General features: G+C 71.7%; 27 protein-coding genes. 5 read left to right on the plus strand and 22 right to left on the minus strand.

From position 1 onward, the window contains the following. Positions 1 to 2: 2 nt before the first annotated feature. Positions 3 to 608: a TetR/AcrR family transcriptional regulator gene (locus tag DZA62_RS04570; protein ID WP_232827257.1), complete on the minus strand. Its 606-nt coding sequence runs from the start codon at positions 606 to 608 to the stop codon at positions 3 to 5. 84 nt (positions 609 to 692) lie between these two features. Here DZA62_RS04570 and DZA62_RS04575 point away from each other — a divergent pair, with 84 nt between their 5' ends. Then, positions 693 to 1,571: an SDR family NAD(P)-dependent oxidoreductase gene (locus DZA62_RS04575; RefSeq protein ID WP_198663424.1), complete on the plus strand. Its 879-nt coding sequence runs from the start codon at positions 693 to 695 to the stop codon at positions 1,569 to 1,571. 192 nt (positions 1,572 to 1,763) lie between these two features. Here the strand turns inward: DZA62_RS04575 and DZA62_RS04580 are convergent, their stop codons facing one another. The 4 genes from DZA62_RS04580 to tmk all read right to left on the minus strand — a co-directional run bounded on the left by DZA62_RS04580 (position 1,764) and on the right by tmk (position 6,454). Then, positions 1,764 to 3,767: a choice-of-anchor I family protein gene (locus DZA62_RS04580; protein WP_198663425.1), complete on the minus strand. Its 2,004-nt coding sequence runs from the start codon at positions 3,765 to 3,767 to the stop codon at positions 1,764 to 1,766. A gap of 99 nt (positions 3,768 to 3,866) precedes the next feature. Then, the gene (locus DZA62_RS04585; RefSeq protein WP_116947624.1) at positions 3,867 to 4,649 is read right to left on the minus strand and encodes a hypothetical protein; all 783 of its coding nucleotides are present in this window, start codon (positions 4,647 to 4,649) and stop codon (positions 3,867 to 3,869) included. A gap of 24 nt (positions 4,650 to 4,673) precedes the next feature. After that, positions 4,674 to 5,831, minus strand: coding sequence for a DNA polymerase III subunit delta' (locus tag DZA62_RS04590; RefSeq protein ID WP_116947625.1), 1,158 nt, complete (start codon positions 5,829 to 5,831; stop codon positions 4,674 to 4,676). Next, on the minus strand, positions 5,828 to 6,454 hold the full coding sequence (gene tmk, locus DZA62_RS04595) for a dTMP kinase (protein WP_198663426.1): 627 nt from the start codon (positions 6,452 to 6,454) through the stop codon (positions 5,828 to 5,830). The genes DZA62_RS04590 and tmk overlap by 4 nt, the downstream gene beginning before the upstream one ends. Before the next feature lie 152 nt (positions 6,455 to 6,606). Here tmk and DZA62_RS04600 point away from each other — a divergent pair, with 152 nt between their 5' ends. Next, positions 6,607 to 7,272: a DedA family protein gene (locus DZA62_RS04600; RefSeq protein WP_116947627.1), complete on the plus strand. Its 666-nt coding sequence runs from the start codon at positions 6,607 to 6,609 to the stop codon at positions 7,270 to 7,272. 2 nt (positions 7,273 to 7,274) lie between these two features. On the opposite strand, the gene DZA62_RS04605 is transcribed toward DZA62_RS04600, so the two are convergent. Both DZA62_RS04605 and DZA62_RS04610 read right to left on the minus strand, forming a co-directional pair. Then, positions 7,275 to 8,498, minus strand: a complete 1,224-nt coding sequence (locus DZA62_RS04605; protein WP_157987473.1) for a serpin family protein — start codon at positions 8,496 to 8,498, stop codon at positions 7,275 to 7,277. A gap of 25 nt (positions 8,499 to 8,523) precedes the next feature. Further along, complete coding sequence (locus tag DZA62_RS04610) at positions 8,524 to 9,432, minus strand: DMT family transporter (protein ID WP_157987474.1); 909 nt, start codon at positions 9,430 to 9,432, stop codon at positions 8,524 to 8,526. A gap of 58 nt (positions 9,433 to 9,490) precedes the next feature. Between DZA62_RS04610 and DZA62_RS04615 the strand changes: the two genes are divergently transcribed. Continuing rightward, a complete protein-coding gene (locus DZA62_RS04615; RefSeq protein ID WP_116947630.1) occupies positions 9,491 to 10,711 on the plus strand; it encodes an MFS transporter in 1,221 nt (406 codons plus the stop codon). Positions 10,712 to 10,720: 9 nt separating this feature from the next. On the opposite strand, the gene DZA62_RS04620 is transcribed toward DZA62_RS04615, so the two are convergent. From DZA62_RS04620 to DZA62_RS04650, 7 genes are all read right to left on the minus strand, one after another. Continuing rightward, on the minus strand, positions 10,721 to 11,191 hold the full coding sequence (locus DZA62_RS04620; protein ID WP_116947631.1) for a peroxiredoxin: 471 nt from the start codon (positions 11,189 to 11,191) through the stop codon (positions 10,721 to 10,723). A 9-nt stretch (positions 11,192 to 11,200) separates the two neighbouring features. After that, on the minus strand, positions 11,201 to 11,785 hold the full coding sequence (locus tag DZA62_RS04625; protein ID WP_116947632.1) for a hypothetical protein: 585 nt from the start codon (positions 11,783 to 11,785) through the stop codon (positions 11,201 to 11,203). Then, positions 11,782 to 13,338 carry a tripartite tricarboxylate transporter permease gene (locus DZA62_RS04630; protein ID WP_116947633.1) on the minus strand — a complete coding sequence of 519 codons (1,557 nt, stop codon included), beginning with the start codon at positions 13,336 to 13,338 and terminating at the stop codon, positions 11,782 to 11,784. Before DZA62_RS04630 ends, DZA62_RS04625 begins: the two co-directional genes overlap by 4 nt. An 86-nt stretch (positions 13,339 to 13,424) precedes the next feature. Continuing rightward, the gene (locus DZA62_RS04635) at positions 13,425 to 14,462 is read right to left on the minus strand and encodes a Bug family tripartite tricarboxylate transporter substrate binding protein (protein ID WP_116947634.1); all 1,038 of its coding nucleotides are present in this window, start codon (positions 14,460 to 14,462) and stop codon (positions 13,425 to 13,427) included. 48 nt (positions 14,463 to 14,510) lie between these two features. After that, positions 14,511 to 15,050 (minus strand): cupin domain-containing protein, encoded by a 540-nt coding sequence (locus tag DZA62_RS04640; protein ID WP_116947635.1) that lies wholly within the window; start codon positions 15,048 to 15,050, stop codon positions 14,511 to 14,513. Positions 15,051 to 15,227: 177 nt separating this feature from the next. Beyond that, on the minus strand, positions 15,228 to 16,073 hold the full coding sequence (locus DZA62_RS04645; protein WP_116947636.1) for an alpha/beta fold hydrolase: 846 nt from the start codon (positions 16,071 to 16,073) through the stop codon (positions 15,228 to 15,230). A gap of 132 nt (positions 16,074 to 16,205) precedes the next feature. Next, positions 16,206 to 17,414 (minus strand): MFS transporter, encoded by a 1,209-nt coding sequence (locus tag DZA62_RS04650; protein ID WP_116947637.1) that lies wholly within the window; start codon positions 17,412 to 17,414, stop codon positions 16,206 to 16,208. 74 nt (positions 17,415 to 17,488) lie between these two features. On the opposite strand from DZA62_RS04650, the gene DZA62_RS04655 reads away from it, so the two are divergent. After that, entirely contained in the window at positions 17,489 to 17,794 is a 306-nt protein-coding gene (locus DZA62_RS04655; RefSeq protein WP_157987476.1) for a hypothetical protein, read from the plus strand. Continuing rightward, positions 17,791 to 17,949: a hypothetical protein gene (locus tag DZA62_RS35510; protein ID WP_157987477.1), complete on the plus strand. Its 159-nt coding sequence runs from the start codon at positions 17,791 to 17,793 to the stop codon at positions 17,947 to 17,949. Before DZA62_RS04655 ends, DZA62_RS35510 begins: the two co-directional genes overlap by 4 nt. A gap of 9 nt (positions 17,950 to 17,958) precedes the next feature. Here the strand turns inward: DZA62_RS35510 and DZA62_RS04660 are convergent, their stop codons facing one another. The 8 genes from DZA62_RS04660 to DZA62_RS04695 are packed head-to-tail and all read right to left on the minus strand — an operon-like array spanning position 17,959 to position 26,116. Beyond that, positions 17,959 to 18,690: a GntR family transcriptional regulator gene (locus DZA62_RS04660; RefSeq protein WP_116947639.1), complete on the minus strand. Its 732-nt coding sequence runs from the start codon at positions 18,688 to 18,690 to the stop codon at positions 17,959 to 17,961. A gap of 41 nt (positions 18,691 to 18,731) precedes the next feature. Beyond that, a complete protein-coding gene (locus DZA62_RS04665) occupies positions 18,732 to 21,014 on the minus strand; it encodes a xanthine dehydrogenase family protein molybdopterin-binding subunit (protein WP_116947640.1) in 2,283 nt (760 codons plus the stop codon). Next, entirely contained in the window at positions 21,007 to 21,510 is a 504-nt protein-coding gene (locus DZA62_RS04670; RefSeq protein ID WP_116947641.1) for a (2Fe-2S)-binding protein, read from the minus strand. Before DZA62_RS04670 ends, DZA62_RS04665 begins: the two co-directional genes overlap by 8 nt. After that, complete coding sequence (locus tag DZA62_RS04675; RefSeq protein ID WP_116947642.1) at positions 21,507 to 22,310, minus strand: FAD binding domain-containing protein; 804 nt, start codon at positions 22,308 to 22,310, stop codon at positions 21,507 to 21,509. The genes DZA62_RS04670 and DZA62_RS04675 overlap by 4 nt, the downstream gene beginning before the upstream one ends. Then, positions 22,307 to 22,768 (minus strand): CoxG family protein, encoded by a 462-nt coding sequence (locus tag DZA62_RS04680; protein WP_116947643.1) that lies wholly within the window; start codon positions 22,766 to 22,768, stop codon positions 22,307 to 22,309. Before DZA62_RS04680 ends, DZA62_RS04675 begins: the two co-directional genes overlap by 4 nt. Positions 22,769 to 22,784: 16 nt before the next feature. After that, complete coding sequence (locus DZA62_RS04685; RefSeq protein ID WP_116947644.1) at positions 22,785 to 23,765, minus strand: LLM class flavin-dependent oxidoreductase; 981 nt, start codon at positions 23,763 to 23,765, stop codon at positions 22,785 to 22,787. Between the two features lie 25 nt (positions 23,766 to 23,790). Beyond that, positions 23,791 to 25,173, minus strand: a complete 1,383-nt coding sequence (locus tag DZA62_RS04690) for a dihydroorotase (protein WP_116947645.1) — start codon at positions 25,171 to 25,173, stop codon at positions 23,791 to 23,793. Position 25,174: 1 nt separating this feature from the next. Continuing rightward, a complete protein-coding gene (locus DZA62_RS04695; protein WP_116947646.1) occupies positions 25,175 to 26,116 on the minus strand; it encodes an alpha/beta hydrolase in 942 nt (313 codons plus the stop codon). Between the last annotated feature and the right edge of the window lie 29 nt (positions 26,117 to 26,145).

The following is a 26,145-nucleotide window of genomic DNA, read 5'->3' on the forward strand; positions in this document are numbered from 1 at the left end:
CCCTAAGGCGTCGGGGCGCCGGGCACGGCATCGCCGTCGCGGGGGCGCAGGCCGTCCAGGATGATCGTCAGCGTCCGCCTGCGCACGCCGGGGTGGCCGGCGGTGTGCTCGACCGCCCGGGCGGCGCCGATGAGAAGCGCGTCGAGCTCCGCGGTGCCGACGTCGGCCCGGACCGCGCCAGCGCCCTGTGCCCGTTCGAGCAGAGCCCCGACGGCGGCCGTCAGCTCCGCGCGGACCCGGACGTACTCGCCGGCCGCGGCCGCACCCGCGACATCGACGCCGTCACGGGCCAGTGCGTCGGCGAAGGCGTGCTTGACGGCGGACAGCTCGGCCCAGCGGGTGACGAAGGTGAAGAACGCCGCACCCGGGTCGGGGCCGGCGGACAACTCCGCGGCGGTCGCCGTCAGTCGGCGCAGACGGTCGATGAACACCGCCTCGACCAGCGCCGCCTTCGTCGGGAAGTGCCGGAACACGGTGCCGATGGCCACCTCGGCCCGGCGGGCGATCTGCTCGGTCGACGTGGCCGGCCCGTGCGCGGCGAACACCTCGTCGGCCGCCTCGAGGATGCGGGCCTGGTTGCGACGGGCGTCGGCGCGCAGGGGTCTCACCTCCGTTGACAAGTCGAGTGGGCACTCATATTGTGCCATGACATAAGTCGAGTGCTCACTCATTTTCTTGCGTTGGAGTTGGTGATGACGACGATCGTGATGACCGGCGGTACGTCCGGGCTCGGGCTGGTCGCGGCCGGGCGGCTCGCGTCGACGCCGGGCGTGCGGCTGCTACTGGGTGGCCGGCGGCCCGGGCCCGATGGTGTCGACGTGCTGCCGCTGGACCTCGCCCGGCTCGACGACGTCCGCCGGTTCGCGGCCGCGGTCGGGTCGCGGGTGGGCGACGACGGCATCGAGGCGCTGGTGCTCAACGCTGGGCTGGCGCTGCGATCGGCGGACACCCGCACGGCGGACGGGTTCGAGACGACGTTCGCGGTGAACCACCTGGCGCACTACCTGCTGGTGCGGCTCCTGACACCGCGGCTGGCGCCGCATGCCGTCGTCGTCCTCACGACCAGCGGCACGCACGACCCGGCCGAGAAGGCGCCCATCCGGCCGCCCCGGCATGCGGAGGCGCGACTGCTGGCCGATCCGGCGCTCGACCCCGACCGCGATCCGGCGCCGCGACGGGCCGGCCAGCACGCCTACACCGCGTCGAAGCTGTGCGCGGTGCTGACGGCGCGCGGGCTGGCCGCCCGTGGCGTCACGGCGTACGCCTACGATCCCGGCCCGACGCCCGGCACCGGCCTGTCCCGCGACTACAGCCCGGCGATGCGGCTGGCGTGGTCGGTGCTCGGCGGGCCGACGGGCCGGTTGCTGCCGCGGCTGAGCCGTCCGGCCGACGCGGGCGCGACCCTCGCCGACCTCGCGCTGGGCCGGGCGGCGCCACCGGCGGACGGGTCCTATGCGCGGTTGCGTCGCGGCGCACTGACCTGGGCCGATCCGTCCGATCTCGCCCGCGACGACGCCGTCCGCGATCGCCTGTGGGCCGACAGCGCCGGTCTGCTCGGCCTGACCACCTGAGCACGGCCGCACGTTGCGCGGGTCGGTGGCACCTCACTCGCTTGGGACACCACCTGGCGCGCTGCCCAGGCCGCGATCCGGTCGTCACGCGAGTGAGGTGCGCGTCGAGCGAGCGACGTCACCGGTGGTGGGCGCCGGAACGACCGTGGGCCGCCCCCGATCGGGGAGCGGCCCACGGTGGAGCGACGAGCGTCAGGCGGAGCGGCGGCGGAGCGCGTAGCCCGTGGCACCGGCCAGCAGCAGCGCGCCGGCGGTGAGCATCAGCGTCGTGGCGTCGGCGCCGGTGTCCGGCAGCTCCTCGCCGTCGGCGCCGGACTCGTCCGCACCGTCGTCGCCAGTGTCGGCGCCGGACTCCGTGCCGCCGTCGGCGCCGGACTCGCCGGAGCCACTCTCGTCCGCACCCGACTCGTCCGCACCCGACTCGTCCGCACCCGACTCGTCCGCACCCGACTCGTCCGAGCCCGACTCGTCACCGCCGGAGCCGTCGTCGGTCCGGTCGATACGGTAGAAGGTCGTCGAGCCGGAGACCTCGTTGCCGACCGCCAGCAGCGCCGTGCCCGGAATCGGCGACACGTCGGCGGGGATGAACTCCAGGCCCTCGGGACCCAGGTCGCCGGCGTCGGCCAGTTCGCCGCCGCCCTCGACGGAGACGGCGAAGTTCCGGTTGTTCAGGTACGTCACGAACTCGACGGCGTCGGGCGCGGTGATGTCGAAGACGACGATGCCGCCGACGCGCTCGAAGCCGACGAACGCGTAGGTGCGGTCGCCGACGGCGCCGACGACCAGGCCCTCGGGCTCCGGGCCCTTGTCGTCGCTGCGGCCCTCGAGGTTCGACTCGGTGTGGTTCGAGTTGAAGAAGTCCGGCGCCGCCTCGGCCGTGATCTCCTCGAACTGCGCGCCGGAGTCGAAGACCTGCTCGCCGTCGGTCGACCAGATCGAGAACGACCGGCCGCCGTTGGAGTACAGCGTCTCGTAGCAGCTGCCGTCCTCGGCGAGGCCGTCGGCGGTGGTGACGTTGAGCCGGCCGAGCGCCTCGTCGCCGGTCAGGTCCGCCAGGTTCGCGCAGACCGGCGGCAGGCCGTCCTCGCCCAGGTCCTTGACCCGAGCGACCTCGCTGTAGGCCTCCCAGTCGCGGGTGTCGCCCTCGTTCGCGGTGACGAGGTACGACTCGCCGCCCGCGGTGTAGCTGCCGATCGCGTCGGGCTGGTACAGGCCCTGCACCGGCCGAGGCACGATGTGGATGCCGCCGTCCTCGTCGGACGCGTCGAGCGGGTGCACCTGGTGGTCCTTGGTGCCGAGCGCGTGGATCTCGCTGACCTGTGCGGCGGCGAGATCGACGACCGCGAGCGCGTTGGCCTCCTGCAGCGTGACGTAGGCGTTGTCGCCGGCGACGGTGATGTATTCGGGCTCCAGATTCTCCGAAACGGGGAACTCGGGGGTGCCCGTGCCGGCGTCCTCGCGGCCGCCGTAGACGCGCACACCCTCGGGCAGCGGCTTCGAGCCGCCCTCCTCGAACGCGTGGAAGTCCGCGATGCTGACGGCGTCCTGCGACGGCGCGGCGATCTCGCCGGGCACGTCGATGACGGCGATCGAGCCTTCGGGGTCGACGGAGTAGTCCTCGGCCGGCTCGCCCTCGTTCGCGACCAGCAGCTGGGAACCGTCCGGCGTGAACGTCAGCATGTCCGGCAGCGCGCCGACCCGGACCGCGCCGAGCGGGGCGCCGTCCTCACTGCGCGCGTCGAAGAAGACGACCCATCCGTCGTCGGTCTTGTCCTCGGCCTCGACCGCGACGGCGCCCAGGCCGTCGGAGCGGACGTCGACGGAGTTGGCGACGGCGTTCTCGGACACCGTCGACTCGTCACCGGACGGCGTGCCCGCGGTCGGCACGTCGAACAACTTGACCGGCGCCGCCGGGTCGGCGGCGTCGAGCACCTCGACCAGCGCCTGCGCGGCGTTGATGACGAACAGCCGCCGCGATCCGGCGTCGTAGCCGACGATCTCCGACGCGCTCTCGTCGAAGATGCCGGTCTCGTAGCTGCCGATCGGCGAGAGCTCGAGCGCCGCGCCGGGCGCGGAGTACGAGATCGGCTCGTCGACGATGCCCGCGATGGCCGGCAGTGCGAACGCGCCGGTCAGCGCCAGACCCGCAGTCGCGGCGGTGGCGGCGCGGACGTGCGATGGACGCGGTCGGGTCACCTGTGCCCCCCCTTGATCAAGAATTCAGCGAATAGGCGGTCAACCGCGCAGACGCTAGGGGACGCCGGTGTCCGGAAGGCGACCGGACAGTGAACGGGGTCAGGCCGCCGCGAGCCGGCGCCGTGCCTCGGCCCGGGCGCCGTCGACGCTGTGCGGCGCGGCCAGTGGCTCCAGCACGTCGGCCAGCGCCCGAGCAGTCGCGATGACCTCGGCCGGCTCGGCGGCGACGGGCAGGGTCGCGGCCAGGCCGGCCGGCTCGGGCAGGCCGGCGTTCTGCACGCTGACGGCACCGAACGCCGGGTAGTCGACGCCCAGTTCCGCGGCGTGCAGCTGCCAGACGTACGTCCGCACCTCGTGCAGCGACTCCAGCGCACGCCAAACCCGGCCGCGCCCGGCGTGCTTGGCGACGTCGGCCAGCCCCCACCAGCCGAGGAAAGCCCACTCGCGGCGCTGCTCGGCGGTGGCGTGCAGGGCGGACGGCGCGAACGGCTGGGCCAGCCGGCCGGACCGGTCGAACACCGGCTGGGATCCCGGCGCCAGCCCGGGCCGGTTCTGCGCCGGCATGACGACGAGGCTGAGCTGCCGGCCGTCGGCGTACTGGACGACCAGGTGGTCCGATGGCCGCTCCGGGCTGCCGAGGTGCTGGATCAGCTCGTCGGCGACGACGGCGTACTCGCGGGCGGCGGCCAGCGCGGCGTCGCGGCGCTCCTCGTACGCCACGCCGTCGAGCAGGACTCCCAGCCCGGCGTCGACGTCGGAGACGCGGTCACCGGCGCCGCGGCCCAGCGACCCGGACAGTTCGACCCAGTCGCACCACGGCGTGCGCTCGGCCCACGCCGTGAGCGCCTTCACGATCTCCCAGGGGTCTCCCGCAGCGTCCATCGGACGACCCTAACCGGCGGGTCGTCAACCCTCGCGCAGCGCCAGCGCCATGGACTCGAGCTGTAACAACGGCAGCGCGTTGGCCTGCAGCGCCTCGCGGGCCGCGACCACGGCCTCCATGCGGCGCAGCGTGGCCGCCGGGCTGCTGGAGCGGGCCAGCCGGTCGATGGACGGGCGCATCTCCTCGTTGACCAGCTCGGTGCGTACGCCCAGCTGCAGCATCATGACGTCGCGGTAGAGCGCGAGGACGTCGACGAGGGCGCGGTCGATGGAGTCGCGTTGGACGCGGGTGCGACGCAGTTTCTGCTCGCGCTCCAGCTCCTTCACCGCGGCCTCGATGTTGCGCGGCTTGCGGCCGGTGGTGCCGGCGCCGAGTGCCTTACGCAGCTCGTCGACCTCGCGTTCGTCGAGGGTGTCGCAGTGCTTCTCGGCGTCGGCCTTGGCCGCCTCGACGAGGTTGGCGGCGGCGTCGAGACACTGCCGGATGTCGGCGAGGTCGAACGGCAGCCGCAGCACCTCGGCGCGACGGGCGCGGACGTCGGTGTCGGTGGCCAGTGCACGGGCCCGGCCGACGTGGCCCTGCGAGGCGCGGGCGGCGAACTGGGCCAGCTCCTGCTCGACGCCCTCGGTGGCGACGAGATGCTGGGCGACGTCGGCGTACGGCGGCGTGCGCAGGAGCACGACCCGGCAGCGCGACCGGATGGTCGGCACGATGTCCTCGGCCGTGGGCGCGCACAGCATCCACACCGTGCGCTCCGGCGGCTCCTCGACCGACAGCAGCAGCGCGTCGGCGGCGTCCTCGCCCAGGCGGTCGGCGTCCTCGACGACGACCACCTGCCAGCGGCCGCGGGCCGGGCGCAGCGCCGCCCGCGGCACGAGGTCGCGGACCTGCGCGATGCGGATGTTGAGGCCCTGGGTGACCAGCGACGCGACGTCGGGATGGGTGCGGGCGCGCACGTCGGCGCACTCGGAGCACTGGCCGCAGCCGCCGTTGGGGCACTGCAGCGCGGCCGCGAAGGCCCGGGCGACGACGGACCGCCCGGACCCCGGCGGGCCGGTGAACAGCCAGGCGTGCGTCATGGCGCCGCGCGGCCCGCCCTGGAGGTAGCCGGCGGCATCGGCCACGGTGCGTTGCAGGGAGGGCACCACGGTCTGCCCGACGACGGCGTCCCAGACGGTCATGCGCGAAGCACCTTGTCCACAGCGACGATGATGTCAGCGGCGACCTCGTCGGGCGCGCGGCCGGCGTCGACGACGAGATAGCGATCGGGTTCGGCGGCGGCCAGCTCGAGGAACGCCCGCCGGACCCGTTCGTGCAGGTGGTCGGGCTCGCGCTCGATGCGGTCGACGTAGCCCTGCCGGCGCACCCGCTCGGCCCGCGCCGCCTCGTCGAGGTCGAGCACGACGGTGAGGTCGGGCAGCAGGCCTTGCGTGGCGAACCGGGAGATGGCGGCGATCTGCTCGCGGCCCAGCCCACGGCCCTCGCCCTGGTACGTGATGGAGGAGTCGACGTAGCGGTCGACCAGCACCACGGCGCCGCGCTCGAGCGCCGGCCGGACGACGTGCGCGACGTGGTCGGCACGGTCGGCGGCGAACAGCAGCGCCTCGGCCCGTGCGTCGAGCTCGCCGCCGTCGAGCACGATGGCCCGTACCTGCGGCCCGATGCGGGAGTCGCCCGGCTCGCGGGTGACGACGACGTCGCGGCCCTGGGCGCGCAGATGTTCGGCCAGCAGCGCCTGCTGGGTGGTCTTGCCGACGCCGTCGCCGCCCTCGAAGGCGACGAACAGCCCTCGCGGTCCGGTCACGCTGTCAGCGTAGTGAATGACACCGACAACGTGGGCCGGCGCCCCGACACGGGGGATAGCCCCACCCCCTCCCCTGACCCGGACCCTGAGAGATCCCTGAGTTCGGCTCCACACCATTGCCCAGACACCGGTAGGAACTCAGTGTGGAGTCCATGGACCTGCTGTCGTTCGTGGCTGTACCCGCCCTGGCCTACCTCGTCATGGCGGCGCTCGTCGCCGTCGACGCGATCGTGCCGGCGGTCCCGGGCGAGGTCGCGGTCATCTCGGCCGGCGCGCTCGCCGCCGCCGGCCACCTGAACGTCGGATGGGCCATCGCCGCGGCGACGCTCGGCGCGCTGGCGGGCGATCTCGCGGTGCACGGCATGAGCCGGCGGGCACTCCCCGGCGTGCTGGAGCGGTTCCGGCTCGGCCGGAGCCTCAAGGCGAAGATCGCCCGGGCGCACGAGCGCATGGGGTCCACCAGCGCGGCGGCCATCATCGCCGGCCGGTTCGTCCCGCTCGGCCGGACGACGATCGCCGCGGCCGCGGGGGTGGCCGGCATCCGGCCGCGCCGGTTCGCCGGCATCGCCTTCGCCGGCGGGCTGCTCTGGTCCAGTTGGGCGGTCGGGCTCGGTTACGTCACGGGCTCGGTCACCGACGCGCCGCTGTGGCTGCAGGTGGCGATCGGCGCGGCCGTCGGCGTCCTGGTGGGGGTCTGGGCGGGCGCCGCGCACACCGTCGTCAGGACCAGGCGCCGGATGAGCGAGCGGGCCCGCGCCGCCGAGGCCGCCGAGGCCGCCGAGCCATCGCCGTCACGGACCCACCAACTGGTCGCCTGACCTCATTCGGTGGTGTGCCGCGGCAGGCGGTCGCGCATCGCTCCCGGCCGTGGGGCTCGCTGCGACGGCGCCGACCAGTCCTCCGGCGAGTCGACCCAGCCGGCGAAGAGCACCAGGCCGCTCTCGCGGTGCACCGCGAGGAAGCCGAACGGACGGTCGTAGCTGACGGCGACCGCCCGGGCGCGGTGCACCGGCATCGACACCGCGCGCAGCCCGATGGCGGTGACGGCGGCCGCCTCGAAGCCGGTCGCGCTGAAGATCGCGACGGCGGCCTGCTTGGCCTGGTCGACGCGCAGCGGCACCGGGCCGATGGCCGGGAAGTGGCCGCGATCGCCCGCACTGACCGAGCGCAGCCCGAACACGTCGGCCTCGCGGAGCAGGTCGTGCAGCGAGCGGACGGTGAACCGGGCCGTCCTGAGCACCAGGCCGGGACGTTGGGCGGACACCGTCGACACCCCGGGCCAGCGCTCGACGGCGCCGGACTCCAGCAGCGCCGCTCCGCTCGTCACGGCTGCGCCGTCGGCCGCGAGCGGGACCGCCGCCGCGAGCACGTCGCCGGAGGCCCGGCCCTCCTCGCCGAGGACGAGGTGCACGTCGAGGCCGTTGTCGCCGGACACCCGGGTCAGCGTGAGCGGGCCGGCGCCGGAGTCGGCGACCCGCAGGTCGTCGGCGTCGGGCGTGGTGCGTTCGAGACCGGCCAGTCGCCGGCCGGCCCAGGCGCCGCCGGAGACCTGCCACGCCTCGTCGCTGAACTTGCGCTGCCAGGTGGTGCGCAGGGCGAGCGCCGTAGCGAGGGTCAGCATGAGCTCCGGCCCCGCCTGGACCGGGAACCGCTCGATCAGCCCGTGGGTGCGCTCGCGCGCCCACTCGTCGAGCACCGGTTGGTCGGCGCCGGCGTTGCCGGTCAGCTCGCCGAACGTGCCGGCCGGCAGGGTGTCGCGCCACTCCGGGCGGACCTGCGCCGCTTGCTGCGCCCACAGCCCGAGCGCGGCGTCGACGCCGTCGAGGTCGGCGAGCGCCTTCAGCACGTCGCGTGCGGCGTCCATCGACTCGTCGGCGGACAGCCCGACGGCGGCGGCCAGCTCGTCGCGGCCGGGCTCGTCGGCCGATGCCGCAAGGACGGCGAGCAGCGGCCACAGCCCGGCGCCGGACAGCACGCCGGCGCCCTCGGTGCGCCGCAGCCAGGCGGCGGTGAGCTGGTTGACCTCGGTGGCGTACAGGCTCATGCCCACGAGCCTAGGCGCAACGCCGTCACCGGAGGACGAGCCAGGCGACACCGCCGGTGATGAGCGCGGCGCCGGCCATCGTCACGACGGTGACGGCCTCGCGGATTCGCAGGACGATCACGCTCACCGGGATCACGATCATCGGCAGCGCCGACGAGATCGCGACCGCCACCGCGACGTCGATGTGCGCCGCGGAGCCGATCACGCTCATCTGGCCCCCGATGGTCAGCCCGCCCGTGAGCGTCCACCACGCGACGCCGCGCCGGTCGGCCCGCCGCACCCGGGCGACGAAGCCGCGCGGCGAGATGTGGAGGACCAGGTAGGCCACAGTGCCGGCGACGGCGCCGAGCAGGCCGCCGGCGATCGGCTCGGTCCAGTCCTCGACGGCGGCACCGCGCAGCACGTTGCCCAGCCCGTACGACGCGGTCGCGACGACGGCCGGTGCGAGCAGCGCGAGGCGCTGCCGAGCCGGTTCGCGGACCGGCGGCGACCCCGACGGCGTCAGCCGGTCCGGCCGGCGGTTGGTGAGGTAGACGCCGAGCACGATGACGACGATCGCCGAGACGTCGGCCCAGCCCAGTGCCTGCCCGATGAGCACCCAGGCGAAGAGCATCGTGAACATCGGGTTCGCCGCCTGGATCGCGCTGGCCCGCGAGGGCCCGAGCGTCTCGACGGAGGCGAAGTAGCCGCGCCGCCCGAGGTAGGCCGAGAAGATCCCGGCCAGCAGGAACATCGCGAACGCGGACCAGTCGACGCGCAGCGGCTCGGACCGCAGGACCAGCTGCCCGGTCAGCAGCACGCCGCCGACCACGACGTTCGTCAGCAGCGAGACGAGGAACCCGAGGCCCTGCTCCAGGCGGCGGCTGGCCGCGCGCACGACGAACGCGTTGGCCGCGAACAGCAGCAGCGCGACCAGCGCCAGAGCGTCACCCACGGGGATATTGAATCAACACGGCCGCCGAATCCCTTGACCACGTCATCTGATTTTGAATATGTTATCCGAACTCTGCCGGTTCATCGAGAGCACGGAGGGGTACGGCATCGTGAGCGAGGTAACGGCACGTCACCGGTTCCTGGCCTACGCCGTCGGCGGCTTCGGCCTGAGCATGAACGCCGTCCTCTATCTCCTCGTGCCGTTGCGGGCCGACGAGCTGGGCGCCGGCGTCGGCGTCATCGGCCTGCTGATCGGCGTGAAGGCGCTGTTCGAGACGGTCCTGTCGGTGCCGATGGGCGCGTTCATGGACCGCGTCGGCGCCAAGCGGTCGATCCAGATCGGCACCGCCGCCACCGCGCTCGTCGGCGTCGGCATGATGGCCGCGTCGTCGCTCTGGCTGCTGTTCGTGCTGCAGGCGCTGATGGGCGTCGTGCGGCCGCTCGGCTGGATCGGCGGCCAGTCCTACGCCGCCGGGCTGCGCGGCGGCAAGCACCGCAGCCACGACGCGGGCCGGTTCAGCTCCGTCGCCAACCTCGGCCAGATCGTCAGCCCGATCGTCGCCGGCGCACTGGTCGGCTGGCACGATGCGCAAGCCGCGTTCGCGATGGTCGTGGCGCTCGGCGTGATCTTCTTCGTGGTCAGCCTCGGACTGCTGGACGCCGGCCGGTCGGCGGCGGACACCGGGTCCGGGTTCGGCGCGGCGCTGGGCCTGATGAGGCTGAGCCGGATCCAGACCGTCATGTTCCTCACCTTCAACCGGCTCTGGATCCCGGCGGCGTGGTCGTCGTTCTTCCCCCTCTACCTGGTCGGCAACGGCGCCTCGCCCACCGTCGCCGGCAGCGTCATTTCGGCGATGGCGATCGTCGCGACCGTCACCTCGTTCTTCACCGGCCGCATCGCCCGGCTCGGCACGCCGGTCGCGGTCACGTCCGTCGCGCTGGCACTGGGCTGCCTGGGCGTCGCCGTGTCGCCGGTCCTCGACACGATGCCGCTGTTCTACCTGGCCGCCGCACTGGTCGGCGTCGGCCAAGGGCTGAGCCTGCCGATGCTGATCACGCTGATGAGCGATGCCGCGCCGCCGGACCAGCGCAGCCTGGCGCTGGGCCTGCGTTCCGGCGTCAACCAGGCGGCGGCGACCGTCGCCCCGGTGGCGATCGGCCCGCTCATCGGCGCGGCCGGGCTGGTCGTCGGATTCCCGGTGGCCGCGGCGATCGGGCTGGCGTTCGTCCTCGCCGCCACCTGGAGCGCCCGGCGGGACCCCGTCGACGCCGCCCGCTGACCGCGGCGGTCAGTCCAGGCCGAGCTCCGCTCGCAGCGCCGCGACGTGCCCGTCGGCCTTGACGTCGTAGTGCGCCAGCTCGACCAGGCCGTCCGGGCCGACCACCACCGTCGACCGGATCGCTCCCGTCACCGTGCGGCCGTCCTTCACCTTCGGGCCGTACGCGCCCCACGCGACCAACGTCGATGCGGAGGTGTCGGAGGCCAGCGGGAAGGTCAGCCGCTCCTTCGCCGCGAACTCGGCCAGCCGCTCGACCGGATCGGGCGAGACGCCGACGACGGCGTAGCCGGCGGCTGTCAGGGCGGCCAGCGAGTCGCGGAAGTCGCAGGCCTGCGTCGTGCAACCGCTGGTCATCGCCTTCGGGTAGAAGTAGACGACGACATGGCCGCCGCGGTAGCCGGCGAGGCTGACGCTGCCACCGCCGGCCGTGGGCAGGGTGAACGAGGGCGCGGTGTCGCCGCGTGCGAGGGGGATGGCCATGCGGACTCCTTAGGTGAGGCCGATGAAGACGTAGCCGGTCCACGGCTGCAGGCCCATCAGAGAGACCACCAGCCCGTACGCGGCCGCGGCGCCGGCCAGGCCGCCGATCAGCGCGGTGTGGATCTTCTCCTTCGCCGACAGCATGATCGCCGCGATGAGCACGCCGGTCGTGACCACGAACCCGGCGATCAGGATGCCGGCGTAGAACAGCACGCAGAACGCGGCCATCGCGAGGAACCGGGTGCGCCGGACCCCCTTGATCGCGATCAGTGTGTCGTAGGAGTCCTTCTCCAGCTCGTCCTCCAGCTCCTCGGCCAGGTGCGGATGCTGGACGTCGTGGCCCTCGGTGCGCGCGTCGGCGCGGTCGAGGACGGCCTCGGCGAGGTGCGGCAGATGCGCCTCGCCCTCGGCCGGCTTGCGACGGCGCACGTGCAGCGTCACGATCTGGACGACCAGCGCCGCCGCCGCGACCGCGGCCGTGATGACCGGCACCCGGCCGGCGTTGTCGGGGTACGACGCCATAGTCACCAGGTACCAGACGGCGAAGCCGAGCAGGATCCACGAGACGATCAGTTCGAAGCGGCGCTCGTTCATCGGATGCTCCCACCTGCCTGCTCGCCGGCGCCGACGATGGCGCCGTCGCCCGGTCCGCCGGGCCCGTCCTTCGGTCGTCGCAGAGCCTTGCGGACCGGCCCCCACAGGACGGCGACCAGAGTCAGGCCCAGGATGGCGGCCGTGATGGGCCGCAGCACGAAGCCGGAGCCGTACAGCTGCAGCGCCAGCCCGAGGTTCTGGTCGACGATCGGGCCCAGCACGAACCCGAGGATGACGCCGGCCAGCGAGTAGCCGAGCGCCCGCAGCACGTAGCCGGCGAAGCCCGCGATCACCGCGATGAGCACGCTCAGCATGAAGCGGGTGTCGACGAACGCGCCGATCAGGGAGATGGCGACCAGCGGCGGCGCCAGCAGCTGCGGCCGCAGGAACGCCAGCTTCGCGAACAGCGGCGCCATGGCCAGGCCGAGGAAGCTGGCCAGCACGTTGCTCAGCGCGCAGATCCACGCGATGAGGAACACGATGTCCATGTGGTTGTCGATCATCTGCGGCCCCGGCACGTAGCCGAGGATCAGCAGGATGACGATGACCAGCGCCATGCCGGACGAGCCCGGGATGCCGAAGGCCAGCGTCGGCACGAACGAGCCGCCCTCCTTGGCGTTGTTGGCCGACTCAGGCGCCAGCACGCCGACCGGGTTGCCCTTGCCGAACGAGTCCGGGTCCTTCGAGCGGGCCTTGGCGTAGCCGTACGCGCCGAACATCGCGACCGTGCCGCCCATGCCCGGCACCAGCCCGCAGATCGCGCCGATGACGCCGCCCTGGATGACCATCTTCCAGTTGCGGACCGTGTCCCAGACGCCGTCGAGGACCCGGCTGCCCTTCGCTCCGCGGGTCTTTACCGGCGCCTGCGCGGCGATGGCCTGGCCGCGGGTGTAGAGCACGAGCATCTCGGTGACGGCGAACAGGCCCATCGTCATGGCGGTGATGCCGAGGCCGCTGTTCAGCTCGAGGTGCCCGAACGTCATGCGGGCGATGCCGGTGATCGGGTCGAGGCCGATGAACGAGAGCATCAGTCCGAACGCACCGGAGATGACGCCCTTGATCTTGGTGCGGGCGCTGGACACGCCCATGACCATGATGCCGACGATGCCCAGCGCGAAGATCTCCGGCGGGCGCAGATAGGTGATGAGCTGCAGCGCGACCGGAATCGCCAGCAGCAGGATCACGACGCCGAACATGCCGCCGAACGCGCTGGACGCGGCCGAGACGCCGAGCGCCCGGCCGGCCTGCCCCTTGCGCGCCATCGGATAGCCGTCGAACGTCGTGACGACCTGTTCGCCCGAGCCGGGAACGTTGAACAGGATCGAGGTGATCGACCCGCCGAACGACTGCGCGCCGTACGCGCCCAGGATGAAGGCGAGGCCCTGCACCGGCTCCATGCCGATGATCACCGGCATCAGCAGGGCCAGCGTGGCCAGCCCGGCCAGGCCGGGCAGGAAGCCGAAGACGAGCCCGATCGCCATGCCGATGGTGAGGTACACCAGCGACGTCGGCTCGAGCAGCATCAACAGACCGTCGAGGAGAGCCTGGCCCATAGCGGAACTCCGTTACATGCGGGTGTTCGGGTCCGTGCCGGGTACGGGGCGCGCGTCCCGGCGACGCGCGCCCCGCGGCTGCCGGTTCAGTCCGACAGCAGTGCGCTCAGCGATTCGATCGACTCGCTGACCGTGCTGGACAGCTCCATGGTGTCGGCGCGGTTCAGCGCGTTGACCGGGTAGCTCGCGGCTTCCATCTCGTCGGCGTAGCCGCTCTCCGACGCGGCGGCGAAGATCGCCTCGGCCAGGTAGTCGGCGCGGGCCTCCGGCACCCCCGGCGGTCCGACGACCATCCGCTCGAGGTCGTAGACGGAGGCGAGAGGGGCGAGCTGTTCCTGCTGGTCCGCGTCGCCGAACTCGCCGATCACCGGGACGTCGGGCAGTTGCTCCAGCGGCTCGTTGCTCACCGCGACCACGCCGTGCGCCCCGGAGCCCTCGACCATGAGGACGCCCGCGCCGCCGGAGTTCACCGACACGTCGACCTCACCGGCCAGCAGTGCGGCGTCGGCCTCGTTGCTGCCCGGGTAGCCGCCGATGATCTCGTGCGGGAAGTCGAACACGTTCGAGATCGCGACGGCGACGTAGTAGGCGTCCGAGCCCACACCGCCGAGGCCGAACTTCACCGTGTCGCTCGCCCCGAGGATGTCGTCGAACGACGTGTACTCGGTGTCCGGCGACGTGTACACCAGCGGCGGCAGCGCGCCGAGCCGGCCGTACTGCGTCCACTCCGTGCTCTCGAACGTGACACCGTCGGTCCCCGTCACCTCGGCGAAGACCGCGCCGGGGTAGTTGATGAGGCCGATGGTGAGGCCGTCCGGCTCCGCCTGGTACACGGCGTTGGCGCCGATCAGCCCGCCGCCACCCGGCTGGTTCTCCACCCGGATGGTCGTGTCCGGCAGTTGTTCCTCCAGGTACGGCACCAGCAGCCGCAGATAGGCGTCGAAGCCGCCGCCCGGGTTGTAGGGCACGACCATCGTCAGCGTCTTGCCCTCGTAGAAGGCGGCCGGATCGTCGTCCTCGCTACCGGCCGTCGGCGAGGCGTCGCCGCTGCACGCCGTCAGCACCAGTGCCGTCGCGGCGGCGGTGCCGGCCAGCATCAACCCTTTCGCGTAATGCCCTCGCATGGCGTTCCCCACTTCGCTCGCGGTGGACGATCGGGACGGGTCGGGCGTCTACTGGGCCGTGCCGCCCTCGGGGAAGCGCTCGATGGCATGCAGGCCGAGCGCCTTCATCGAGAAGGTGTCCTGGACGGCCAGGTAACGGCAGGTGTCGGTGTCGCTGTCGTTGAAGTGCTGGTGCCACATCCAGACCGGGAAGCTGAAGAGGTCGCCCTCTTCCCAGTCGATGCGCTGCTCGTTGACGCCGTCCCAGCTGATGATCGAGTGGCCGAAGCCCTTGACGATGTAGATGACGGCCTCGGTGGTGTGCCGGTGGTTCACCGACGCACCGCCGGGCGGGAGCTCGCTCAGGTGCGGCTGGAGCCGGATGTCGTGGCCGAGGCGGTAGAACCGAGCGCTGGTGTTCCGGTACTCACGGGGCGTCAGCTCCGTCGTCCGGAGGTCCTTGATCAGCACGGCCTCGGTCGGCGGGTTCTTCTTGTTCCACGTCTCCCGCTGACCCATCTCGCTGTTGCGTGCGCCGCTCAACGGCTGCTCGCGACGCTCGATGTCGTCGAGGTCCGGCACGGACTTGCTCTGCGGTTCCACGGTCATGCGATGGCCTTCTTCCTGTGCGTCCGACCTGGATCGGGATGGGAGCCTCCGCGATGCTCCGACATGACGAGCGTCACGTTCTCGGAGCTCTTGAAGAGAGGATACATGATACAAATGGCGCGTCAACGGTCTCGGCGGACTCGTTCCGCCTGTCGACAATTGATGTCTGACCTGCTTCTATGAAGTTACTGCTGCGTCAACGCCGGCCAGCCAGCGCTTGATGCGACCGACCGATTCCACCGGCGCCTCCCAGAAGTAGCCGTGCTTCACGCCGGGCAGCACGGACAACGTCGCGGACGGCAGCGCACGCGCCAGGTAGAGCGACTGCTCGAGGTGCGAACCCGTCCCGCCGGCGTGCGCGTCCTCGTCGCCGACGAGCACGAAGGCGGGGTGTGCGATCAGCCGCAACAGCTCGACGGTGTCGTGCTGTTGCCGCGCGGCGACGTGCTGGAAGTAGTCCACGAGCGTCGGCCGCCCCGCCCAGAACGCGTCGAACAACCAGTCGACCGGCTCCGGATGCGCCTGCGCGTACGACTCGGTGAAGAAGGTGTCACGCTGGAGCTTGCGGACGTAGCCGTCGTAGCCGAGCTCCACCATCCCGGCGGCCGTCTTCGCGGGGATGCCCCGGACGTGCCGGTCTTCGCTGCCGGGCAGCGGTCCCGGCCCGCTGGCCGCCAGGACCAGCCCGCCGACCCTCGCCCCGCCGTCGATCGCCATCCACTGCGCCACCCGGCCGCCCATCGAGTGACCGAGCACGTGCGCAGTGGGGATCCCCAGCGTGGCCAGCAGTCCGAGGGCGTCGCGGGCCAGCGTCCGGGTCGAGAACGCACTCGACGGCCCGGTCGTCCGGCCGGTGCCGCGGTGGTCGTACGTGATGACGGTGTAGTCGCGCGCGAGGTCGTTGACCATGCCCGGCCACCACGTGCCGCCGTTGTACCCGGTGCCGGCCACCAGGAGCAACGCCGGACCGGCCCCGGTCACCCGATAGGCGACGTCCAGCTCGCCCACCCGAACTCTGCTCATCCGGCCTCCTGGACTTGATTAAATATCCAAGCTAGTGGGCGCCGGCGTTGGCGGTCAATGGGCGACGCGCTCACCGGCGCCTTCATGATCATCCAGGATCTGACCACCCATAGGTGGTTGGATCATTGATGATCATGGACGTCGGCCTACGGCAACGACGAGAGCGACCACGCCGAACACGACGAGAGCCCACCCAGCCCCGAACGCCGTCGCCAACGTTCCGGCCACGAGGGCGAACACCGGCCGCAGTCCCAGGTGCGCCATCGTGAAGACCGCCATCACCCGGCTGCGGAACTCGTCGGGCGACACCATCTGCAGCGCCGCGCTCAGCAGCGGAATGCTCAGCGAGAACCCCACACCGATCGGCAGCGCTCCGAGCGCGAGCACCGGCAGGCTCCCACCCACCGCCAGCACCCCGGCACCGGCGGCCTGCAGTCCGAACGCCGTCGGCAGCATCCAGCGCCGGGGCAGCACCTTCTCGATCCACCCGAACGTCACCAGGCCGAGCATCGCGCCGATGCTGTTCGCCATGATCAGCACACCCGCGGCGTCAGGCAGGGAGAGCTCGGACGACAACGTGGGCGCGAGCGTGCGCAGCGCCTCCACCGCGGCGTTGGTGAGGACGACGGCGGCCAGGATCGCCGGCATCTGGGGTGTCCGCACGACGAACCGCAGGCCTTCGGCCACGCCACCCGACGAGCGGGGCCGGGCCAGGTCCCCGCGCCCGTCGGAGGCCGGGAGACGGATGAGGAACATCGCCACGATCGGGCCGAGGCAGCTGACCGCGTTGATCGCGAACGCCCACGTCGGCGTCGCCGTCAGCAGGATGACCGAGGCGATGCCAGGGCCGGCGATCTGGCCGAACTGGAACTGGACGACGTTCAACGCCGTCGCCCGAGCGACCAGTGGCCGCGGCACGAGCAACGCGATCAGCGCGAGCATCGGCGGCTTGGTGAACGCGTTCGCGGTGCCCAGCAGGAAGCAGGTGCCGGCCAGCAGCCACGGCGTCAGCGCGTCGACGCCGCTCAGCACCGTCATCACCACCGCCACGACCAGCGCGGCCGACTGGGTGACGACGATCATGCGGCGACGCTCGACGCGGTCGCCGAGCGCACCGGCGGGCAGGCTGAACAGCAGGTTAGGGATGAAGAGGGCGAAGTTGACGACGCCCACCATGAACGGCGACCCGGTCAGCGACAGCATGAGCACCGAGGCGCAGACGTTGCTGGCCCAGCTGCCGGGGCTCGAGACGATGCCGGCCCACCAGTAGATCGCGAAATCGCGCCGGCGCAGCGGCCCACGCGCGTCGCCGTCGCCGTCGCCGAACAGAGAGTCCGTCACACCACTCCTTCAGGAGCCGCGCGGATCTGATTTTCGATCTAAGATACATCCATCCGAGCGAAGGAGCCCGCACCATGACCGACTCCGCAGGACCGGGGTTGCAAGCGCTGGTCTACGCCGCGCTTCCACCGAACGCGACGCCGACGGGCACCGCGTGCCACCCGATCCACCGGCACGTGCTCGAGCACGCCGAGGGTGACATCGTGGAGCTGACCAAGCAGAAGATGAGCGCGGAGTTCGGCGCCGACCCGCACGTCGTCATCACCATCGGCGACGGCGAGCTCGACCCGGCCACCGACGGCGACCTCATCGGCCCGCTGACGCTCACCGCCGGCGGGCTGCTGGTGTTCGGTGTGACCTACCGGCTGGAGGATGCGTGAACGTCACCGAGGAGACCTGCCCCGAGTGCGACTCCGGGACGAGGGTGGAGTTGAGCCGCGCGGACCAGCCCGACGCGCGCGGCTTCGTCGCCGTGCTCTACCAGTGCGAGGAGTGCGGCACGGCCTGGGACGCCTACGTCCGGCCGCAGCCGTAGAACAGCAGGTCAGCGCGCGCCGGCCGCCGCGGGGTCGTTCTCGGAGACCAGCTTCTGCAGTTCCTCGGAGACGTGCGACAGGTGGTCGCGCAACCACTTCTTGCCGCCCTCGAGGTCGCCCTTCTCCAGGTGCGACAGCAGGCCGGGGTGGCCGCCGTGCTCCTCGGTGACCCGCAGCAGCAGGAGATACCGGCCGACCGAGCCGCGCAGGTGCTTGGCCTCGGCGAGCGCCCGCGGCCGCTCGGCCAGGGCGTAGAGCTTCTCGTAGAAGTCCTTGCGGATCTCGAGGCCGTCGGCGAGGTCGGCGGCGGACTCCATGGCCTCGGCGGAGCGGCGCAGGTCGCGCAGGATGTCGTCGGTGAGGTGCGGCATGGCCCGCTCGAGCAGGTAGGTCTCGAGCAGGATGCGCAGCTCGTAGATCTCGGCGATCTCGTCGGGCAGCAGGACGGAGACGGTGACGCCGCGGTGCGCGTGGATGCGGACCAGGCCCTCACCCTCCAGCTGACGCAGGCTGGCCCGGACGGGCATGCGGCTGACGCCGAGGGTGGCGGCGATGTTGTCGAGGTTCAGCCGCTGTCCCGGGGGGAAATGCCCCTGCAGGATCGCCTCGCGGATGAACGACTGCGTCATGTCTTCGACGGTCTGGAAGGTGCCCCGCACGGACTGAGCGAGCCGGTCGAGGACCTCCTGACCGGCCGCTGACTGCCCGTTGTCCGCCCCGGCGGACTTCGCCTTCGCCATGATTGTTCCCCTGCCTCCGCTATTGCTTGAAGATACATTAGTCAATCGCTGCTCATCAGGCGCCAAACGCGCTCAGGAGTAAGTGGGAGACGGTCGGGCCACTTGCCGACGGCCCGTGCCACGGCCGCCGCCACCGCTCCCCCGATCGGATTGAGCGTGCCTTCCCCCGCGCCTTTAGCGCCATACGGTCCCACACCGTCCCTACGCTCGGCAATCATCAGATCGATCTTGCGTGGGAGGTCCTTCACGCGGGGTACGCGGTAGTCGACGACGTTCGCGTTGGCCAGCTGCGCGCCGTCGTAGACGAGCTCTTCGTGCAGCGCGCTGCCCAGGCCCTGCGTGGCCGCGCCGAGATCCTGCCCCTCGACGGCGCGCGGGTTGATGGCGAACCCGACGTCGGCGACGGTGACCAGCTGGTCGACGGCGACGACGCCGGTCTCGGGGTCGATCTCCACCGCGACGCCGACCATGCCGACCTCCCAGAACGGCGGCATCTTCTGCGTCGCGCCGTCGCGGCGGAGCAGCCCGACGCCGGTGACCTCGCCGGCCGAGCCGCCGAACCACTGCCGCACGACGGCGCCGAAGTCCAGCTCGCGTCCATCGGGGCCGGCCACGGCGCCGGGCAGGTCGCGCACCTCGCCGGGCGAGCACTCGAACAGTTCGGCGGCCATGTCGCGCAGCCGGGACCGGGCGTCGGCGCAGGCCCGCTGCAGCGCGAGGCCGACCAGCGTGGTGGTGCGGCTGGCACCGGTGGTCCGCTCGTACGGCGTCACCGAGGTGTCGGACTGGACGACCGTGACCACGGACAGGTCGACGCCCAATTCCTCGGCGGCGACCTGCGCGAGCAGCGACCGGCTGCCCTGGCCCATCTCCGTCGACCCGCTGAGCACCAGTACCGAACCGTCGATCTGCACGCGCACCTGGGCGGTCGAGATCGGGTAGGCGCCGGCGTCGGACGCGGAGCAGCCGAAGCCGATGCCGTAGTACGGAACGTCCTTGCGGTCGCGCTCCAGCGACTCGACCACCATCTCGAGGTCGGCCGGGATGTCGGCGTCGATGCCGCGCTTGCCGGGCAGGATCTCCTCGCCCTTGCGCACGAGGTTGCGCCGGCGGATGTCCGCGCCGGAGATGCCGAGGCGCTCGGCCGCCTGGTCGAGGTTGGTCTCGCCGGCCAGGTTGCCCTGCGGCGCACCGAACCCGCGGTACGACGACGCCGGCGAGGTGTTCGTGTAGATGGAGCGGCCGCGGGCGCGCAAGTGCGGCACCCGGTACGGCCCGAAGCACCGGTTCACCGACTTCGCCATGACCAGCGGGCTGTTGTCGGCGTACGCGCCGGAGTCCATGACGATGTCGAACTCGCGCGCCAGGATGGTGCCGTCGGCGGCGAACCCGCTCTTCACCCAGATGCGCGCGGAGTCGACCCGGGTCGTGTAGATGGCCTCCTCGACCGTCAGCGTCAGCTTGACCGGCCGGCCGGTGACCCACGACGCCACCGACGCCAGCGGCTCCACCTTCGTGTACGACTTCGAGCCGTAGCCGCCGCCGAGGTACGGCGACGTCACGCGCACCCGCGACAGCGGCAGCGAGAACACCCGGGCGAGGTCGTCGCGGACCATGTACGGGTGCTGCGCCGTGGAGACGACGGTCAGCGCGCCCTCGTGGTACGACGCGACGGCGTTGTACGGCTCCATGGCGTAGGCGTAGAGCATCGGGAAGTGCACGGTGTTCTCGACGACGACGGCGGCCTCGGCGAACGCGGCGTCGACGTCGCCCCAGCCGACGTTGACCTCGTGCGCGATGTTCGAGAGCACCGCTTCGGTGTCGTCCGCCTCGTCCTCGAGGTGTGACAGGTTCTGGAACGACTCGTCGCCGGTCGCGTCGTAGGACTGCTCGTGCACCAGCGGCGCGCCGCCGGCCAGTGCGGCGTCGACGTCCATCACCGCCGGCAGGTCCTCGTAGGACACCAGCACCAGCTCGACGGCGTCGGCGGCGGCCGCGACGGTCTCGGCGACGACGACGGCGACCGGCTCACCGTAGTAGCGCACCTTGCCGGTCGCCAGGATCCAGTGGTCGGAGATGATGTGGCCGAACCGCGCGTACAGCGCCGCGATGTCGTCGGCCGTCACGACCGCCACCACGCCGGGACTCTCCAGTGCGGCGGCGACGTCGATGCCGGTGATCCGCGCGTGCGCGCGGTCGGACCGCACGATCTTCGCGTGCGCCATGCCGGGCATCGTCACGTCGACGCAGTACTCCGCCGCGCCGGTGACCTTCTCGATGAGGTCGGGCCGGCGGACCGACCGGCCGACGACGTTCTCACCCATGCGTGCCTCCCCGCAGCTGCTCGGCGACGTGCTCGACGGCCTCGACGATCGGCTCGTAGCCGGTGCACCGGCAGATGTTGCCCTCGAGGTGCTCGACGATCGCCGCGCGGTCCGGGACCTCGTCGCCGTCGAGCAGCGCCTTCGACATCATCAGGAAGCCGGGCGTGCAGAACCCGCACTGCAGGGCGAAGTTGTCGACGAACGACTCCTGCAGCGGGTGCAGGGTCTGGCCGTCGGACAGCCCTTCGACGGTCGTGACGGCCGCACCGTCGGCGTCGGCGGTGAGGAACGTGCACGAGCTGACCGGGCGGCCGTCGACCAGCACGGTGCACACGCCGCACACCTGCAGCTCGCAGCTCACCTTGGTGCCGGTGAGGCCGAGGTCTTCGCGCAGGAAGTCGACCAGCAGCGACCGCGGCTCCACCTGCCTGCTGACGCTGACGCCGTTGATGTCGACGGTCACCGGGACGCGGGGTGGACCAGAGGGCTCGGTCATGCGCTCACCTGTTCCAGCTTGGCCAGGGCACGCCGCACGTAGACGGCCGTGACGTGCCGCTTGTACTCCTCGGAGCCGGACAGGTCCGGCGTCGGGTCGATCCAGGCGGCGACCTCGTCGGGGTCGATCTCGCCGAGCGACCCGAACGACCACGCCAGCGGCACCTCGCCGACCGCGCCGACGCCCAGCCGATACCAGCCGGCGGCGTCGTCGGCCAGCACCGCGACCCCGACCGTCGGCCGCTCCATGGTCTGGAACTTCACGTACGCGCCGCGCAACCCGTCGCGCAGCGGGATGCGGACGTCGACGAGCAGCTCGTCGGGCTCCTTCTCCGCGTAGTAGGGGCCGACGACGAACTCCTCGACGCTCGCCGTGCGCCTGCCCTCGGGTCCGGCCAGCGTGACCGACGCACCGAGCGCCATCAGCACCGTCGCGACGTCGGACTTCGGCTCGGCGAAGCAGAGGTTGCCGCCGATCGAGCCCTGGCTGCGCACCCGGGCGTTGCCGATGTGACGCTCCATGCGGGCGAAGACCGGCAACCGTTCCTGGATGACGGGATGCGTGGCGAGGTCGGCGTGCCGTTCGGTCGCGCCGATGACCAGCACGCCGTCCTCGACCCGGACCCCGGACAGCTCCGGGATGCGCTTGAGGTCGACCAGCGCGTCGGGCCGGTGCAGGCCGGCCCGCATGGCGAGGAGGAGCTCGGTGCCGCCGCAGTACGGCACCGAGTCCTCCGTCAGCTCGCGCAGCGCCTCGTCGAGCGTGACGGGACGCCGCAGAGCGAACGGCGGCAGCGTCATGCGGCGCCCAGCACCTTCTCCGCGTTGGCGAAGAACTCGCCGATGATCTTCTCGGCCTTCTTGTTGATGGTGCCGCCGCCCATGGCCGCGACCTTGCCGCTCACCTCGTAGACGCCGGCGACGCGCACCATGGTGCCGCCGTCAGCGGACGGGGCGAGGTCGAGCGTCGCGTCGACGACCAGCCGGGAGCCGACCTGGCGGTCCTCGCCCTCGGCGTGCACCGTGACGTGCTCCTCGGTGCGGACGTCGCTGAGCGTGATGGCGAGGTCGGCGCGCAGCTTGAACGGGCCGAGGCGGTCCAGCAGCACCGCCGAGTACCGCGCCAGGTGCTCCTGCTCCTCGGCCTGCTCGAGCACGCTGATCCACGACACCAGCACGGGCACGTCGATCAGCGTCGCCCACGCCTGCGCCGGCGCCGCGGACACCGACAGCTCGCGGCCGAACTCACTTCGAGGCATGCGGGCCCCCTTCTCGTCAGCCCTTGAGCTTGGGCAGGACCTCGTTGCCGAGCAGCTCGATCTGGTCGAACCACTTGTCGAACTTGAAGCGGAAGTCGAAGACCAGGTGCTCGACGCCGGCTGCCTCGAACTTACGGCATTCCTCGACGGCGCCGTCGACGTCGCCCGCGATGAGCTGGCCCTCGAGGTCCTCGACCGTCTCGAACGCGCCCGACGGCGGCTTGACCGCCCACTTGGACTTGTTCGCCCAGGCCAGCAGGCCCGGGATGTTGACGTGCCGGAGCGCCTCCTCGCGGGTGCGCTCGATCGACGTCGGCGGGATGACGGCGATCGTGGGACGCGGCTTGCCGGCCGCGGCCGACAGCTCCTCGATGGTCTCGACCCGCTTCCTCAGCGTGGCCATCGCGATGCGGCCGGGCATCCAGCCGTCGCAGAACTCCACCGCGAGACGGGCCGAGCGCGGCGTCGCGCCGCAGTACCAGAACGGGATGCGCCCGCCCAGCGGCTTCGGCTCGATGCTGACGTCCTCGAAGGAGAAGTTGTCGTCCTTGTAGGTGACCTCGTTCTCGGTGAACACCCGCTTGAGGATCTCGGCGTTGGAGCGGACCAGTTCGACGCGGTCGCGGTCGCCCCAGCCGATCGCCTCGAACTCGTGGTCGAACGTGCCGGCGCCGAAGCCCAGGATGAGCCGGTCCTCGCCCAGCAGGTGCGACATGGTGCCGGCCATCAGCGCCGTCACCAGCGGGTGCCGGAACGGGATCAGTGAGCCGGTGCCCAGCTGGATCCGCTCGGTGACCGCGCCGATCGCGGTGAGTGTGGTCAGCGCGTCGTAGAAGGTCCGGTTCGGCTTCTCCATCTCGCCGTGCGGCTCGAACACGAGGTGGTCGCGGACCCACACGGAGTCGAAGCCGAGCTCCTCGGCCCGCTGCGAGCCCCGCAGCAGCTTGTCGCGGTCGGCCTGCTCACCGAAATGCGGCAGCAAGAGTCCATATTTCATGCGTATCGTCCTTCGCGGGTTGGCGTCACGGGTGGGCGGTGGCGAGCCGGCCGTAGCCGGGCTTTCCGACGACGGCGCCGTCGGCGAAGACGTCCGCACCGCGGACGAGGGTGCGTTCGAACCGGACGCCGATGCTCCGGCCGTCGTACGGCGTCCACCCGACCCGGGAGAGGACGTCGTCGTTCGTGATGGTCCACGGGCTGTCGAGGTTCGCGATCACGAGGTCGGCGTCGTAGCCGACGGCGATGCGGCCCTTCACCCCGGTGAGGCCGAACGCGTCGGCCGGCCGGCGGGCGGCGGCCTCGACGGCACGCTCCAGCGGGAGCGTGCCCTGGCGGACCGCGTCGAGGAGCAGCGGGTAGTAGTACTGGATACCCGGAGTGCCGGTGTGGGCGCTCCACATCTTCGTCCAGCCGACCTCCTTCTCCTCACGCGTGTGCGGCGCGTGGTCGGAGGAGATCAGGTCGATGGTGCCGTCCAGCAGGCCCTCCCAGACGGCGGCGCGGTGGTCGTCGGGCACCCAGTACGACAGCGCGTACGGGCCGAGGGTCTCGACGTCGCGCCACGTCGACAGGAACAGCGCCCAGTGGTTGACCTCGCCCGTGACGTCGACCCCGCGCGCCTTGGCCCGGCGAACGGCGTCGATGGACCGGCGGGTCTGCATGTGGGCGATGTGGATCGGGCAGCCCGACGCCTCGGACAGCCGCAGCACGACGTCGATCGCGGTGTCCCAGATGACGCCGTCGCGGGCGGCGTAGGCACCGGCGTAACCCTGCGGGGTGTTGTCGCCGCGGGCCAGCACCTCGCCCTCGATGTAGTCCATCAGCGCCTGGTCGTGCGGGTGGATGATGAACCGTTTCCCGGTGGGCTTGATCAGGTCCATCATCTGCAGCAGATGGCCGTGGTCGTGCATGCCGGTGCCCGCGGGGTGCGGGTACGTGCGGCCGGTGTCGACGACCATGTAGATCTTGTAGGCGTTGATGCCGGCCTCGGCCATCGACGCGATGTCGTCGAAGTTCGTCGGCGCCGGGTTGTGGTTGTAGTCGACGATCGACTTCTCCGCGTACAGCGCCAGGACCTCGTCGAGGGTCTTGCGGTCCGTGGTCGGCGGGTCGAGGTTGGGCATGCCGAAGATCGTGGTGACGCCGCCCACCGCGGCCTGCTCGGTCGTGGTGGTGATGTCCTCCTTGTGCGTGTACCCGGGCTCGCGGGTGTGCACGTGGACGTCGACCATGCCGGGCAGCACCAGGCGGCCGGTGGCGTCGACGACCGTCGCGTCGTCGCCGATCGCGGTACCGGGCGAGACCAGCCCGGCGATCGTGCCGTCGTCGCCGATCAGGACGTCGGCGCGGACGGTGCCGCTCGGAGTGACGACGTCGCCTCCGTTGATCCGGGTCGTCACTGCCATGTCACTGCCCCTCCAGGTACGTAACCGACTCGGCCGGGCCGTCCTCGGTGGTGATGACGACGTCGCCGTTGCTCAGGTAGGTGTCGAACCAGCCCACGATCGCCGGGGTGACCTTCTCCCAGTACTTGTCGTAGGCGGCGTAGTGCGTAGTGTGGCGCTGCATGACCAGGCTGCGCGGGCCCTTGGCGGCCTCGTAGATCGCGACGGCGTGGTCGGTGGGTGTGGTCGCGTCGCCCTCGATGCCGATGACCATCAGCGGCGTGGTCAGCGTGCGGGCCGCGCCCAGCGGGTCGTACTCGAGGATCTCGTCGGCCGCGGCCAGCGAGATGGCGGTCGGGATGCGGCTGTCGACGTCGGCCTTGACGGTGGTGGCCCGCCGCTCCGGCGTCGGGACCATGATCTCCTCACGCGGGTGGACCAGCCGGCCCTTGCCGGTGGTGACCCGCTCGCGACGGTCGTCGTCCAGGCCCTTCAGGAAGTCCAGCCACTCGTACTCCGAGCGCATGCGGTGCAGCCAGTCGCGCCCGTTCGCGACGGGGAGCTGGCTGACGGCGGCCCGGACGCGGTCGTCGACCGCGGCCAGGAGGACGGCGTTGCCGCCACCGGTGCCGCCGGAGCCGAACACGCCGATGCGGTCGGCGTCGACGTCGACGCGCGTGGTCAGGTAGGTCACGGCGTTGCGCAGGTCCTGCAGCTGGACGGCCGGGGAGAGCTTCTTCTCGCCCTCGGAGTCACCGAAGCCCCGGTAGTCGATGATCAGCACGCCGAACCCCGCGGCGGTGAGCGCCTCGTGGTACCGCACGTACAGCTTGGCGTCCTTCAGGCCGAGCCAGCCCGGGCCCTGCACGATGGCCCGCAGCGGCCCGTCGGACCGATCCGGCGTGCGCCAGGACGCCGAGATCCGGCTGCCCTCGCTGTAGAAGACGACGTCTTCGCTCCGCATCGAACCTCCATTTTGGATAATTGATACAG

The sequence above is a fragment of the Jiangella endophytica genome (assembly GCF_003427025.1).
GTDB lineage: Bacteria > Actinomycetota > Actinomycetes > Jiangellales > Jiangellaceae > Jiangella > Jiangella endophytica.

Bases quoted from the DNA above. Each gene is read 5' to 3' on its own strand.
- DZA62_RS04615 (WP_116947630.1), top strand. From the start codon at position 9,491: ATGTTATCCGAACTCTGCCGGTTCATCGAGAGCACGGAGGGGTACGGC.
- DZA62_RS04585 (WP_116947624.1), bottom strand. From the start codon at position 4,649: ATGGACGCTGCGGGAGACCCCTGGGAGATCGTGAAGGCGCTCACGGCG.
- DZA62_RS04605 (WP_157987473.1), bottom strand. From the start codon at position 8,498: ATGAGCCTGTACGCCACCGAGGTCAACCAGCTCACCGCCGCCTGGCTG.
- DZA62_RS04660 (WP_116947639.1), bottom strand. From the start codon at position 18,690: ATGGCGAAGGCGAAGTCCGCCGGGGCGGACAACGGGCAGTCAGCGGCC.
- DZA62_RS04600 (WP_116947627.1), top strand. From the start codon at position 6,607: ATGGACCTGCTGTCGTTCGTGGCTGTACCCGCCCTGGCCTACCTCGTC.
- DZA62_RS04575 (WP_198663424.1), top strand. From the start codon at position 693: ATGACGACGATCGTGATGACCGGCGGTACGTCCGGGCTCGGGCTGGTC.
- DZA62_RS04590 (WP_116947625.1), bottom strand. From the start codon at position 5,831: ATGACCGTCTGGGACGCCGTCGTCGGGCAGACCGTGGTGCCCTCCCTG.
- DZA62_RS04655 (WP_157987476.1), top strand. From the start codon at position 17,489: ATGACCGACTCCGCAGGACCGGGGTTGCAAGCGCTGGTCTACGCCGCG.
- DZA62_RS04665 (WP_116947640.1), bottom strand. From the start codon at position 21,014: ATGGGTGAGAACGTCGTCGGCCGGTCGGTCCGCCGGCCCGACCTCATC.
- DZA62_RS04645 (WP_116947636.1), bottom strand. From the start codon at position 16,073: ATGAGCAGAGTTCGGGTGGGCGAGCTGGACGTCGCCTATCGGGTGACC.
- DZA62_RS04690 (WP_116947645.1), bottom strand. From the start codon at position 25,173: ATGGCAGTGACGACCCGGATCAACGGAGGCGACGTCGTCACTCCGAGC.
- DZA62_RS04680 (WP_116947643.1), bottom strand. From the start codon at position 22,768: ATGCCTCGAAGTGAGTTCGGCCGCGAGCTGTCGGTGTCCGCGGCGCCG.
- DZA62_RS04670 (WP_116947641.1), bottom strand. From the start codon at position 21,510: ATGACCGAGCCCTCTGGTCCACCCCGCGTCCCGGTGACCGTCGACATC.
- DZA62_RS04675 (WP_116947642.1), bottom strand. From the start codon at position 22,310: ATGACGCTGCCGCCGTTCGCTCTGCGGCGTCCCGTCACGCTCGACGAG.
- DZA62_RS04630 (WP_116947633.1), bottom strand. From the start codon at position 13,338: ATGGGCCAGGCTCTCCTCGACGGTCTGTTGATGCTGCTCGAGCCGACG.
- DZA62_RS04685 (WP_116947644.1), bottom strand. From the start codon at position 23,765: ATGAAATATGGACTCTTGCTGCCGCATTTCGGTGAGCAGGCCGACCGC.
- DZA62_RS04620 (WP_116947631.1), bottom strand. From the start codon at position 11,191: ATGGCCATCCCCCTCGCACGCGGCGACACCGCGCCCTCGTTCACCCTG.
- DZA62_RS04640 (WP_116947635.1), bottom strand. From the start codon at position 15,050: ATGACCGTGGAACCGCAGAGCAAGTCCGTGCCGGACCTCGACGACATC.
- DZA62_RS04635 (WP_116947634.1), bottom strand. From the start codon at position 14,462: ATGCGAGGGCATTACGCGAAAGGGTTGATGCTGGCCGGCACCGCCGCC.
- DZA62_RS04695 (WP_116947646.1), bottom strand. From the start codon at position 26,116: ATGCGGAGCGAAGACGTCGTCTTCTACAGCGAGGGCAGCCGGATCTCG.
- DZA62_RS04625 (WP_116947632.1), bottom strand. From the start codon at position 11,785: ATGAACGAGCGCCGCTTCGAACTGATCGTCTCGTGGATCCTGCTCGGC.